11 protein-coding genes are annotated in these 12625 nt (G+C 71.5%); 9 read left to right on the top strand and 2 right to left on the bottom strand.

From position 1 onward, the window contains the following. Positions 1–14 precede the first annotated feature (14 nt). The 4 genes from QUV83_RS11335 to QUV83_RS11320 all read left to right on the top strand — a co-directional run bounded on the left by QUV83_RS11335 (position 15) and on the right by QUV83_RS11320 (position 2720). On the top strand, positions 15–536 hold the full coding sequence (locus QUV83_RS11335) for an FHA domain-containing protein (protein WP_289564627.1): 522 nt from the start codon (positions 15–17) through the stop codon (positions 534–536). A 14-nt stretch (positions 537–550) separates the two neighbouring features. Beyond that, entirely contained in the window at positions 551–1363 is an 813-nt protein-coding gene (gene ftsR, locus QUV83_RS11330) for a transcriptional regulator FtsR (RefSeq protein ID WP_289564626.1), read from the top strand. 77 nt (positions 1364–1440) lie between these two features. Then, positions 1441–1953, top strand: coding sequence for a bifunctional nuclease family protein (locus QUV83_RS11325; protein WP_289564625.1), 513 nt, complete (start codon positions 1441–1443; stop codon positions 1951–1953). A 185-nt stretch (positions 1954–2138) separates the two neighbouring features. Further along, positions 2139–2720, top strand: a complete 582-nt coding sequence (locus QUV83_RS11320; RefSeq protein WP_289564624.1) for a MerR family transcriptional regulator — start codon at positions 2139–2141, stop codon at positions 2718–2720. Between the two features lie 44 nt (positions 2721–2764). Here the strand turns inward: QUV83_RS11320 and QUV83_RS11315 are convergent, their stop codons facing one another. Next, positions 2765–3541, bottom strand: a complete 777-nt coding sequence (locus tag QUV83_RS11315) for a ParA family protein (RefSeq protein ID WP_289564623.1) — start codon at positions 3539–3541, stop codon at positions 2765–2767. Positions 3542–3710: 169 nt separating this feature from the next. Here QUV83_RS11315 and QUV83_RS11310 point away from each other — a divergent pair, with 169 nt between their 5' ends. The 4 genes from QUV83_RS11310 (at position 3711) to QUV83_RS11295 (ending at position 9235) form a co-directional block, all read left to right on the top strand. Continuing rightward, positions 3711–7112: a pyruvate carboxylase gene (locus QUV83_RS11310; RefSeq protein WP_289564622.1), complete on the top strand. Its 3402-nt coding sequence runs from the start codon at positions 3711–3713 to the stop codon at positions 7110–7112. 73 nt (positions 7113–7185) lie between these two features. Then, a complete protein-coding gene (locus QUV83_RS11305; RefSeq protein WP_289564621.1) occupies positions 7186–7848 on the top strand; it encodes an MBL fold metallo-hydrolase in 663 nt (220 codons plus the stop codon). 361 nt (positions 7849–8209) lie between these two features. After that, a complete protein-coding gene (locus QUV83_RS11300; protein ID WP_289564620.1) occupies positions 8210–8707 on the top strand; it encodes a GNAT family N-acetyltransferase in 498 nt (165 codons plus the stop codon). 15 nt (positions 8708–8722) lie between these two features. Then, complete coding sequence (locus QUV83_RS11295; RefSeq protein ID WP_289564619.1) at positions 8723–9235, top strand: hypothetical protein; 513 nt, start codon at positions 8723–8725, stop codon at positions 9233–9235. Positions 9236–9284: 49 nt separating this feature from the next. Here QUV83_RS11295 and QUV83_RS11290 read toward each other — a convergent pair whose 3' ends face one another. Then, positions 9285–10484, bottom strand: a complete 1200-nt coding sequence (locus tag QUV83_RS11290; RefSeq protein WP_289564618.1) for a class-III pyridoxal-phosphate-dependent aminotransferase — start codon at positions 10482–10484, stop codon at positions 9285–9287. Positions 10485–11636: 1152 nt separating this feature from the next. Here QUV83_RS11290 and QUV83_RS11285 point away from each other — a divergent pair. Further along, on the top strand, positions 11637–12625 hold a 989-nt coding region (locus QUV83_RS11285; RefSeq protein WP_289564617.1), incomplete at its 3' end, for an endo-1,4-beta-xylanase.

Genomic DNA, 12625 nt, shown 5'->3' with positions numbered 1-12625 from the left:
GCCCGGGAGGCGGCATGAGCGACGATCGGCAGCTACCGGAGCAGGGGCGGAGCGCGCAGCAGCACCACGGACAGTCGGGGTACATCCCCTCGGCGTCCGACACCACGGTGTTCACCAGCATCGACTCGACCGAGTTGGAGATCGTCGCGCCAGCCGGTCTGAGCAGCGAGGTCCGCGCCGCGGTGCAGGCACTGCCGCGCACCTCGGCGCTCCTCGTCATGCAGCGCGGCCCGAGCGTGGGCGCCAGGTTCCTCCTGGACGCCGAGCGGACGATAGCCGGGCGCAGCCCCGACGCGGACATCTTCCTGGACGACGTGACGGTGTCCCGCAAGCACGCGGAGTTCGTCCGTGAGGGCGACGACTTCGTGGTGCGCGACATCGGCTCGCTGAACGGCACGTATGTGAACCGGAACCGGATCGACGCCGCGTTGCTCCGCCCGGGCGACGAGGTGCAGATCGGCAAGTACCGGATGACGTTCCACCCGAGCCCCGCGCGTGCCGCGGGTGGCGAGCCGGCCGCCCACCCCCTGCCGTGAGGTCGGAGCACTCGATGCGGGGGTCGGCGAGCGGGGCGAGCGCACGCGCTGTCGAGCGCTCGTCGGCGGGCCTGGCCGACTCGGAGGAGGATCCGCGCGGCGCCGAGCCCGCGGCCGTCGAGCCGTGGCCCCGCGGGATCTCCCGCCAGGCGACGATGCGGATCTCCGACGTCCTCGCGGCCCTGCAGATCGAGTTCCCCGCGGTGACGAACTCCAAGCTGCGCTTCCTCGAGGAGCAAGGGCTGGTGCTCCCGGTGCGGACGCCGGCCGGGTACCGCCAGTACAGCCCCGCCGACATCGAGCGGCTGCGCTATGTGCTGCGCCAGCAGCGGGACCGGTACGTCCCGCTCAAGGTCATCGGGGAGCAGCTCGCGGCGCTCGACTCGGGCGTCGAGGACGAGCCCGCCGCGCGCGCGCAGCTCGCCACCCAGGACGGCGTGCGGCAGACGTCGACGTCGGGAGCCCGGCTGACGGCCGCCGCGCTGGCCCGTGAGGCCGGGGTCGGCGTCGATGTGGTCGCAGACCTGGTCGCGGGCGGCGTGCTCCGCGCCACGGCGTCGGGGCATTTCGATCCCTGGGCGCGCGACGTCGTGCAGCTCGCCGTGGCGCTCGGCGAGCACGGGATCGACTCGCGGCACCTGCGGGTCTTCCGCGCCGCGGCGGATCGGCAGGCCGACCTCGTCGAGCAGATCGTGGCGCCGTGGCGCGGCCGTAACGCGCCCTCATCGCGGGCTCGGGCGGGCACGCTCGCAGCCGAGGTGGGGGAGTTGTGCACTCAGCTCCACACCGCGCTCGTGCGCGGCGCGGTGTCCGAGCTCGCGCCCTGACCTCGGCGTTCCCCGGCCGGGTGAAAAGCCGTCGCTCTCACGCAGCCGACGGGGCGCGCCCGACGTAGCGTGGTCACGTGGGTGAGGACGAAGAGCTGGTTCCGGTCGAGGTGGTCGGCGTGCGACAGCACCTGGTCGACGAGGAGATCGTCGTCCTGTTGCTGGACCCGGCCTCCGAGTTGTTCGTGCCCATCGTCATCGGCCCCAGCGAGGGCAGCGCGATCGCCTCGGCGCAGGCCGGGATCGTGCCGCGCCGGCCGATGACCCACGACCTGCTCTGCGATGTGATCACCGCGGTGGGCGCGAGCCTGCGGCGCGTCGAGATCACCAGCCTGGAGCACGGGGTGTTCCACGCCGCCCTCGTGCTCGGCTCGGGCGGGCGGGTCGACTCGCGCGCCTCGGACGCGATCGCGGTGGCGGTCCGGGTGGGCTGCCCCGTGCTGTGCTCGGCGGAGGTCGTGGCGATCGCCGGGGTCGAGGCCTCCAGCGGCCCTGCGGAGCAAGAGGTCGAGCGTTTCCGGGAGTTCCTCGAGCAGGTCACGCCCGAGGACTTCGACACCGGCCACGACCAGGGGCCGGAGGGCCGGTGACCAGGGGATTCGATCTCAGGCGGAACGTGGGGCCGGCCCTCGAAACACTCCGCCGCGGCGCGCCGGGCGACGTCGTTGACGCTCCGGCGCCCCAGGCCTAGCGTGACCGATGGACATCCGAGAGCCCGAGGCCACATACCTCTGAGGGCGCCGACACGGCGGATGAGGCAGCGAGTGGAGGACCTGTGAGCGGCACCGGTGACAGCGTGGAGGCTGCTGGTGGCGTCCCCCAGCGCGCCCAAGGCCTGCTCTTCGGGGACGAGCTTCCCGACCTCGACACGACGACCGGCTACCGCGGGCCCACAGCCTGCCGCGCGGCCGGGATCACGTACCGCCAACTCGACTACTGGGCGCGCACCGGGCTCGTGGAGCCGACCATCCGGCCGGCCACCGGCTCCGGCACGCAGCGGCTCTACAGCTTCCGGGACATCTTGGTGCTCAAGGTCGTCAAGCGCCTGCTCGACACCGGCGTCTCGCTCCAGCAGATCCGCACCGCGGTGAGCCACCTGCGGGAGCGGGGGGTCGACGACCTCGCCCAGATCACGCTCATGTCCGACGGCGCCAGTGTCTACGAGTGCACGTCCGCGGACGAGGTCATCGACCTCGTGCAGGGCGGCCAGGGCGTCTTCGGCATCGCCGTCGGCCGGGTGTGGCGCGAGGTCGAGGGCACGCTCGCGCAGTTGCCCACGGAGCGCATGGACGACGGCGCCGAGCCGGGCGCGGACGACGAGCTCGCGGCGCGCCGACGGGCCCGCAACGCCGGCTGAGCCCTACCGGGCCGGGCGCGCGACCTCGGCGTGCCCCACCTCGATCAGCGCGTGGCCGGGGCCCGCAGCGCGCGCTCCAGCAGGAGGTCGAAAGCGTCCGCCAGCTCACCGGCCGCGGCCCCCGGCCATGCGTGGACGGGCTGGGCGGCGCCCTGCGCCTGCTGGAGGGCGGCACGCTCGGGGAGCATCGGGCTCAGGATCAACGGGCCGTACAGCGCCCGCAGCTCCTCCAGCCGGAACGCCTGCTCGACAGAGCGCGCGCGCACCCTGTTGACCACCACGCCCAGTGGCTGCAACGACGGGGCGGGCCCGCGTCGCAGCTCGTCGATCGTGCGCATGGCACGGCCCACCGCCATGACGGAGAACAGGCCGGGCTCCGTGACGACCAAGGCCCGGTCGCATGCGGTCAGCCCGGCGCGGGTCAGCCCGCCCAGCGACGGCGGGCAGTCGAGCAGGACGAGGTCGTAACCGCTCACCCACGACAACGCGAAGCGCAGTCGGTCCACATCGCTGCCCGTCGCGTCCAGGCCGTCATGCCGCGCAGACCTGTCCGATCCCACCAGCACGTCGAGCCCGTCGTCGGCCCAGCCGCTGGTCACGGTGGCGGCGCGCACCGTCTCCGCTGACGGGTCGTCCAGCACGGCGGCGACGTCGACGTGGTCGCCGGGCGCGATGCCCAGCGCCAGCGTGCTGTCGCCCTGCGGGTCGAGGTCGACGACGAGAGTGCGCAGACCGCGTTCCAGAGCCGCTGAGGCCAACCCCAGCGTCACCGACGTCTTGCCCACTCCACCCTTGAGACTGCACACACCCAGGACCAGCACGGGGCTCACGGTAGCGGCGCCCAGCCCGTGCACGAAAAGCGGCGCACCAAATGCGGCATGGCAAGATCTGCGGAGGGGAGACCGGGGGGTCGTTCGGCATGCGGTTGGCGACGACCTGCGTGGACGCCAGCCGCTACGGTGCTCCCGAATCAAACGGATGGGGTGAGTCGTGTTCTCGAAAGTGCTCGTCGCGAACCGCGCTGAGATCGCGGTGCGGGCTTTCCGTGCTGCCTATGAGTTGGGCGCGCGCACCGTCGCGGTCTTCCCGCAGGAGGATCGCAACTCCGAGCACCGGTTGAAGGCCGACGAGGCCTACCCGATCGGGACCGCGGGCCACCCGGTGCGCGCCTACCTCGACATCCAGGAGATCATCCGGGTCGCCCTCGACTCGGGCGCGGACGCGATCTACCCGGGCTACGGGTTCCTCTCGGAGAACCCGGACTTCGCCCGGGCGGCCGTCGACGCGGGCCTGACGTTCATCGGGCCGCCGCCCGAGGTGCTCGAGCTGGCCGGCAACAAGGTGCGAGCGCTGCAGGCCGCGCGTGACGCGGGCATCCCCGTGCTGCCGTCCTCGGCCCCGTCCTCGAACGTCGACGAGCTCCTCGCGGCCGCCGACGAGGTGGGGTTCCCCATCTTCGTCAAGGCCGTCGCAGGCGGTGGCGGGCGCGGCATGCGCCGTGTGTCCACACCCGCCGAGCTGCCCGAGGCGCTGTCCGCCGCGATGCGCGAGGCCGACGCGGCGTTCGGCGACCCGACGGTGTTCCTCGAGCGGGCCGTGCTGCGCCCCCGCCACATCGAGGTGCAGATCCTCGCCGACGGCGAGGGCAATGTGGTGCACCTGTACGAGCGCGACTGCTCGTTGCAGCGCCGCCACCAGAAGGTCGTCGAGATCGCGCCCGCGCCGAACCTCGACCCCGAGATCCGCGACGCGCTGTGCCGTGACGCGGTGAAGTTCGCGAAGAGCATCGGCTACCAGAACGCCGGCACCGTCGAGTTCCTACTCGACACTGTGGGCGAGCGCGCCGGCGAGCACGTGTTCATCGAGATGAACCCGCGCATCCAGGTCGAGCACACGGTGACCGAGGAGGTCACCGACATCGACCTCGTGTCCTCCCAGATGCGCATCGCGGCGGGCGAGACCCTCGCGGACCTGGGCATCGAGCAGGACTCGATCCGCATCAACGGCTCGGCGCTGCAGACCCGCATCACCACCGAGGACCCGTCCAACGGCTTCCGCCCCGACACGGGCCGGATCATCGCGTACCGCTCGCCGGGCGGCGCGGGGGTGCGCCTCGACGGCGCGACGGCTTCGGCCGGCTCGGACATCTCGGGCCACTTCGACTCGATGCTGGTGAAGCTCACGTGCCGTGGCCGGGACTACCCGACGGCGGTGCGGCGCGCGCGTCGCGCCCTCGCCGAGTTCCGCATCCGCGGCATCCGCACCAACATCCCGTTCCTGCAGGCTGTGCTCGCCGACCCGGAGTTCGCCTCGGGGAACATCTCCACCTCGTTCATCGACGAGCGCCCGGAGCTGCTCGCCGCACGGGAGAGCGCCGACCGCGGGACCCGGCTGCTGTCGTACCTGGGCGATGTCACGGTCAACCGGCCGCACGGGATCCGCCCGAGCGACGCCGTCGACCCGCGACTGAAGCTCCCCGCCACGGACCTGGCCAGCCCGGCTCCGGCCGGCAGCCGGCAGCGGCTGCTCGAGCTCGGCCCCGAGGGATTCGCCCGGGCGCTGCGCGAGCAGACCGCCGTGGCCGTCACCGACACCACGTTCCGCGACGCCCACCAGTCGCTGCTCGCGACGCGTGTCCGCACGCACGACCTCCTGGCGGTCAGCGCCACCGAGGCACGGCTGCTGCCGCAGCTCCTCTCGGTGGAGGCCTGGGGCGGCGCGACCTACGACGTCGCGCTCCGGTTCCTCGGCGAGGACCCGTGGGAGCGGCTCGCGTCGCTGCGCGAGGCGATGCCGAACCTCGCGCTGCAGATGCTGCTGCGCGGGCGCAACACCGTCGGCTACACCCCGTACCCGACGGAGGTCACCGAGGCGTTCGTTCGCGAGGCGACCGCCACCGGCATCGACATCTTCCGCATCTTCGACGCGCTCAACGACGTCGAGCAGATGCGCCCGGCGATCGACGCCGTCCGCGAGGCCGGCACCCCGATCGCCGAGGTCGCGCTGTGCTACACGGGCAACCTGCTGAACCCGGCGGAGGACCTGTACACGCTCGACTACTACCTGCGGCTCGCCGACAAGATCGTCGAGGCGGGCGCGCACGTGCTGGCGATCAAGGACATGGCGGGACTGCTGCGGCCTGCCGCGGCGACCAAGCTCGTCACGGCGCTGCGTGAGCGGTTCGACCTGCCGGTGCACCTGCACACGCACGACACCACCGGTGGCCAGATGGCGACGCTCTTCGCCGCCGTCGAGGCCGGGGTGGACGCTGTCGACGCGGCGAGCGCGGCGATGGCCGGGACCACCAGCCAGCCGCCGATGTCGGCCCTCGTCGCCGGGCTCGAGCACACGCCCCGCGACACCGGGCTCGACCTGCGGGCCGTCTGCGACCTCGAGCCGTACTGGGAGGCCGTGCGGCGCCTGTACCGGCCGTTCGAGTCGGGCCTGCCCGGCCCCACCGGCCGCGTGTACGACCACGAGATCCCCGGCGGGCAGCTCTCCAACCTGCGCCAGCAGGCCATCGCGCTGGGCCTCGGCGGCCAGTTCGAGCAGATCGAGGAGACGTACGCCGCCGCGGACCGCATCCTCGGCCGCCTGGTGAAGGTCACCCCGTCGTCCAAGGTGGTCGGCGACCTCGCCCTGCACCTGGTCGCACGTCAGGCCGACCCGGCGGACTTCGCCGAGAACCCGCAGGCCTACGACATCCCGGACTCCGTCGTCGGGTTCCTGTCCGGCGAGTTGGGCGACCCGCCCGGCGGCTGGCCGGAGCCGTTCCGCTCCAAGGCCCTCGCGGGCCGCACGGTCCGCAACCCGATCACCCCGTTGTCCGACCAGGACCTCCAGGACCTAGGCGCCGACTCGGCGACCCGTCGCGACCGGTTGAACCACCTGCTATTCGCCGGTCCGACCAAGGAGTTCCAGGCGTTCCGGGGCTCCTACGGCGACGTGAGCGTGCTCGACACCACGCGCTACCTCTATGGCATGACCAACGGCGACGAGGTGGACATCGAGCTTGGCAAGGGCGTGCGCCTGCTGGTGGGCCTCGAGGCCGTCGGCGAGCCGGACGTGCGGGGCATGCGGACCGTCATGTTCACGCTCAACGGCCAGATCCGGCCCATCCAGGTGCGCGACCGCACCGTCGAGGTCGACAGCGCGGCCGCCGAGAAGGCCGACCCGGGCAACCCCGGCCAGATCGCGGCGCCGTTCGCCGGCGCCGTGACGCCGGTGGTCCAGGAGGGCCAGTCCGTCGAGGCCGGCCAGACGGTGGCGACTGTGGAGGCCATGAAGATGGAGGCCGCCATCACGACCCCCGTCGCCGGCAAGGTGCAGCGCCTCGCGATCGGCGCGGTGCAGCAGCTCGAGGGCGGCGACCTGGTGATGGTCATCTCCTGACCTGTCGATCCCACCGCGCCAGGACGCCCTCGGCGCACTGGCGCGGTGGTCGTCGCCCCCTGATGCTGGGGAGATGACGACGACGGAGCTGACGGCCTGGGGGCACTCGTGCGTGCGACTCGAGCGCGACGGCCGTCGGCTCGTGATCGATCCCGGGATCCTCAGCGTCCCGGACGCCCTCACGGGGGCCGCGGGAGTACTGATCACGCATGAGCACAGCGATCACGTCCACGCCCCGCAACTTCGCCAGGCGCTCGACGTGGACCCAGCACTCGAGGTCTGGGGACCGCCAGCAGTGGTCATCGAGCTCTCCGACGGCACGGTGGGCGACAACCGGCTGCACGGGGTCACGGCCGGCGACCGGTTCGACGCCGTCGGCTTCGACGTCGAGGTGCTGGGGGAGTGGCATGCCCTCGCCTACCCCTCGATCCCTCGGGTGGTGAACGTCGCCTACCTGATCGACGGGTCCCTGCTTCATCCGGGGGACTCCTTCACCGTCCCCGCCGGGCGCCCGGTGAAGTCCGTCCTGGCCCCCGTGTCGGGGCCGTGGCTGAAGATCGCTGAGACCGTCGACTTCATCCACGCCATCGCGCCCCGGCTCGTGCTGCCCATCCACGACGCGACGCTGAGCCTGCCCGGCAAGGCCCTGGTCGATCGCCTGATGCGACAGCTCTGCCCCGATGTGGAGTACGTCCGGCTGCCCACTGCCGACGTGCTGCCGTTGAGCATGGCCTGACCCCGCGGGCGGTGTCCCGAGCGTTCCGTTGAGCTGTTCTCCAGTATGCGGAGGTGAGTGATGACGATTCCCGAACCGCTCGACCCGGATGCGGCCCCAGATCGCCCAGTCCAGCCATCCGCGCCTGACGAGGACCAGCCCGACGAGGGTGCTCCTGGCTCCGAGCCGCCTGACCAACACCGGCTCGGATCGTCTCGGCGCTCGGAGGGCCTCCCCGACCTGGCCGCCGACGGCCGCCCGCTCGCCGACCCTGATCTGCTAGACACCGACGGGATCTGAGCCGCTCCCGGGCCGGGTGGCGGTGCGATCCGTCGGCGAGTCGCGTGATGGGCCGCGGTGCAGCGTCGGGCATGCTGACCCGATGGTCAGAGTCGAGCAGTTGTCCGAGGACGAGTGGCAGGTGCTCCGTGACATCCGTCTGCGAGCGCTGTGGCAGAGCCCTCAGGCGTTCGGCGCGTCGCTGGCGCGGGACCAGCGCTTCCAGGAGCAGCACTGGCGGATGCGGCTGCGCTCCAGCCAGTGGTTCGTGGCCCGGCCAGGGCTGGGCCAGGAACCCGTGGGGCTCGTGTGCATGATCGCCGAGCCCGGCTCGCCTGTGGACGACCGGCATGTCGTGAGCCTGTGGGTCGACCCGGACCACCGAAGCCAAGGAATCGGCCGGGCGCTGCTCCAGCGTGTCGCCGACGAGGCGTCCGATGTCGGTGCCACCACGCTGTCATTGTGGGTGGCCGATGACAACGACGCGGCCCGGGCCCTGTACGAGGGCTTCGGCTTCGCCGCCACAGGGGCGAGCCAGCCGCATCCGCGCGACGCCGCCCGCTCGGAGCTGCGTTTCGAGTGCGGCCTCATGCGGGCCTGACGACGGGGGAGTGCGATGCGGAAGGCGACCCCCCAGCCATCACCGCGCATCGCCTTCGACGTGCCGGCGGCGGTTCTCGAGCTCCTGTATGCCCGTGCGTGGCACGGCCTGGACGTCCTCCATGACGTGCCGCCCATCGTCTCGCCACCCGCAGCGAGGCCTGCCCCGATCGACGCGGAGACCCGCTGGCAGCAGCGCCATGACGAGGTGATGGACCGCCTGCGGCAGCCCGGCGCCCTCGTCGCCCCCGGATGGCTGCCCGAGTTGCTCGCGGCCCCAGAGGATCTCGCCGCGGGGCAGGAGTGGGTTCGGCGCCACCGCGAGTTGGTCATCAGCGCTGCGTTGTTCGCCGACGCCCAGAACGCGCCTCTGCTGCACCGCCGCGGGGCATCGTTGGCCGGCGCGGGAGTGCGGCTGGTTCTCGTGCTGCCACTTGACGGGTGGCATCTGGCCCAAGTGGGCGACGGCATCCTCATGGCCTCGCTGCGCACGTTCCTCGACGACGAGGCATGGGCAGGCGTCGGCTAGAGGATCGCGACGCCCGCCCTCGAACATGGGGGAGTCGTCCGTGGGCGGGCTATCCGACGGCTGACAGAGTCGCCCGTGCGGCCGCCAGGAACCCTTCGATCTGCGCGGGGGTGACCACCAGCGGCGGGTACACGCGGATTGTGTCCCGCGCCAGGTGGGCGCCGACGAGGTAGCCGTGGTCGAGTAGCGACGACTGGGTCCGGGCGGCAGCGCCGGACGCGACGTCGAACGCGCACATCAGGCCGCGGCCGCGCACCGCCCGCACACCCAGGCCGGATGCGGCGAGCGCGGCCAGTCCGGAAGTCAACTGCGCGCCGCGGGCGACAGCGGCTGAGAGAAGACCCTCGGCTTCGATGGCCTCGATGACCGCGAGCAGGACGGCGGCGCCGAGCGGGTCGTCCTGGTGCGATTGCGCATAGCGCAGTCCCGCCCGCGTGGTCCGATCCGCGACCTCGCGAGCGACGACGACAGCGCTGACCGGGTAGCCATTGCCTGCCCCCTTGCCCACCGCGACGATGTCCGGCCGCACGCCCACGTGCTGGAACCCGAACCATCGCCCGGTCCGCCCGAAGCCGGTCGTCACCTCGTCCACGACGAGCAGCCCGCCGGCGGCTCGCACCTCGTCGACGACGCGGGCGACCCGCTCGGCGTCGGGGAGGCGGACGAGGCCGGAGGCGTTGCCCGGCTCGAGCACGACGGCGGCGATGCGCGCGAGCGCGTCTCTCCGTTGCCGGCTGTCCATCGCGTCGAGCTCCTCGACAGTGACCTGCCGACCTGTTCCCGGCGCCCCGGCCGCCCCGTACGCGGACAGGTAGTGACCCGAGAACCGCAGCACAGCGTCCCGGCCGGTCACCGACGACGCGATCCGGATGCCCAGCTCGACTGCCTCGCTGCCGGAGGCGAGCAGCACCGCCCGGCCGTCCGCCAACCCCGTCACCTCGCACAGCCTCGCGTGAGCCTCGGCGATCACCGGATGGGCCCAGCGGTAGCCCACATGCGTCACCGCGACAGCCTGCTTGACCAGGGCGGCCGTCACCGCTGGGTGCCCGTGCCCGAGGTTCGCGCACCACACCCCCGACTCGAAGTCGATGAGCTCCCGGCCGTCGACCGTCCGCAGCACGCATCCGGACGCCCCGACCACGTCAGGGACCTCCACGGGCAGACCCGACAGCGGAATCCGCGACGTGATGGGAGCCTCCGCGCGGAGGCTGGTGAGGCTCGCCGCGGTCGGCGCCTGCATCGCTGCCATCTGAATCACCCAGAACCTTCGAATACGGGCCGGAAGCCGCCGGCGAGCGGGCTCGTGCGTCCTCGCCCACCGTAGGCAGCCCGCACCCCGCCCCCAGGGGACCTCGGTCCCCGCCCGTGGCTTGGTCGTCAGGAGGCTGGAGCGGCACGTGACCTGCGGTTTCGCTGTCCGCAGACGCGTGGTGCGGGCCGTTCAAGGGCTGGCGCGCTGGGGAGCCAACAACTCGGCACGAGAGCGTGGGGGAGTAGGGCGTAGGCAGGGGAGTCGGCTTGAGGTCGAGGCGGTGCTTATGGCCCAGGCGTCGCGGTGACGAGCCGTCGTATCGGAGCGTCCGTCGGCGCAGATCGGACATGTCGTATATCGCATAGATATTGGTCGATGCGCGAGATGTGCTGCGGATTCTGGAGCTCATCAGCCAATCGCGGCGGCTGGCGCTCGCCCGTGCAGCGCTGCGTCGCGTGCGTCGGGGGCGGTGTGGGCTGTGTGGCGCTGGCCGGTCGGGCGGCGACCAGCAGGCCTGCAGGGTGCGGGGAGCGTCGACCGACCCTCTCGCTCCGACGAAATGACATAATGTACATTATCGGCGATGCGAGTTCAGTGGCGACGAGGGGTTTTGGGCCCGGCTCTGCGTCTGCGTCTGCGGCGCCTGGAGCGGAATCGTCGTCATGTGGCCCTCGCGGCACGATGCCCGTCTCGGCGCATCGACCTCCGCCGCCTGTCGCCTGTCACTTGTCGCATCGTCATGGGCGGCATCGAGCACACATCAGCGCGCCGGATGCAGCCACGCGTCGCCGTCAGGCTCGCCGCGGGCATTGGTGAGAAACGACCGCCCCGATCGATCCCCCGGCTGCCTGAGCCGCTGTGCTTCCGGCGCGTCCCAGCTCTTCGCTGACGGGATGATCTCAGGGTCAGGCGCCCTCGCACGACCGAAAGTTGCGATGAGTCTCGGCTGGCGACAGGCAAGGCGACCTCCGGGAGGGTGCCCGAATGGTGCAGACCACCCGCGGGGAACTCCCCGAAAAGGTGGTGAAACGTTTCGAATTCACCTTCGAAACTATCAGGACCCCCAGAGGTCTTGACGTCCGTTGTGGCGTCACCTGAGGGTGGCTTGCCGGCGATGAACGCCGACATATCCATCATGAGGAGGGATCAATGACGACCCCACGACTGAGGAGCAGCCGCGGACGCCTTGCCGCCGCGACGGGCGGCCTGTCCGCTGCTGTCCTGGCTGTGACGCTCGCCGTGCCGGCGACTGCGGCGGGCAGCACGCTGCAAGCCGCCGCCGCTGAGACCGGGCGGTATTTCGGCACCGCGATCGCCGCCAGCCGGTTGAGCGACTCGGCCTACACGACCATCGCGAACCGCGAGTTCAACATGATCACGGCCGAGAACGAGATGAAGATGGACGCTCTGGAGCCATCCCAGAATCAGTTCAACTACGCGAACGGCGACCGGATCGTCAACTGGGCCCGGCAGAACGGCAAGCAGGTGCGCGGCCATGCCCTCGCCTGGCACTCCCAGCAGCCCGGCTGGATGCAGAACATGTCCGGGACGGCCCTGCGCAACGCGATGCTCAACCACGTCACCCAGGTGGCGACGTACTACAAGGGCAAGATCCACTCGTGGGACGTCGTCAACGAGGCGTTCGCCGACGGCTCGTCGGGTGGACGCCGGGACTCGAACCTGCAGCGCACTGGCAACGACTGGATCGAGGCCGCGTTCCGCGCGGCCCGCGCCGCCGACCCGAACGCGAAGCTCTGCTACAACGACTACAACACCGACAACTGGTCGCACGCCAAGACCCAAGGGGTCTACAACATGGTCCGCGACTTCAAGGCCCGCGGCGTGCCGATCGACTGCGTCGGCTTCCAGGCGCACTTCAACTCGGGCAACCCGGTGCCGTCGAACTACCACACGACCCTGCAGAACTTCGCCGACCTCGGTGTCGACGTGCAGATCACCGAACTCGACATCGAGGGCTCTGGGAGCTCGCAAGCGCAGCAGTACCAGGGCGTCATCCAGGCCTGCCTCTCGGTGGCGCGCTGCACCGGCGTCACGGTGTGGGGCGTGCGCGACACCGACTCCTGGCGCGCCTCGGGAACGCCGCTGCTGTTCGACGGGTCGGGCAACAAGAAGGCGGC

The organism is Cellulomonas cellasea (genome assembly GCF_030372105.1).
Classification (GTDB): domain Bacteria; phylum Actinomycetota; class Actinomycetes; order Actinomycetales; family Cellulomonadaceae; genus Cellulomonas_A; species Cellulomonas_A cellasea_A.
The sequence above is the reverse complement of the archived record's forward strand: the minus strand, read 5'-3'. Positions and strand labels throughout refer to the sequence as shown.

What these genes read in the sequence shown, in the direction of transcription:
- QUV83_RS11305 (WP_289564621.1), top strand. Translation starts at nt 7,186, where the DNA reads ATGACGACGACGGAGCTGACGGCCTGGGGGCACTCGTGCGTGCGACTC.
- QUV83_RS11335 (WP_289564627.1), top strand. Translation starts at nt 15, where the DNA reads ATGAGCGACGATCGGCAGCTACCGGAGCAGGGGCGGAGCGCGCAGCAG.
- QUV83_RS11295 (WP_289564619.1), top strand. Translation starts at nt 8,723, where the DNA reads ATGCGGAAGGCGACCCCCCAGCCATCACCGCGCATCGCCTTCGACGTG.
- QUV83_RS11290 (WP_289564618.1), bottom strand. Translation starts at nt 10,484, where the DNA reads ATGGCAGCGATGCAGGCGCCGACCGCGGCGAGCCTCACCAGCCTCCGC.
- QUV83_RS11300 (WP_289564620.1), top strand. Translation starts at nt 8,210, where the DNA reads ATGGTCAGAGTCGAGCAGTTGTCCGAGGACGAGTGGCAGGTGCTCCGT.
- ftsR (WP_289564626.1), top strand. Translation starts at nt 551, where the DNA reads ATGCGGGGGTCGGCGAGCGGGGCGAGCGCACGCGCTGTCGAGCGCTCG.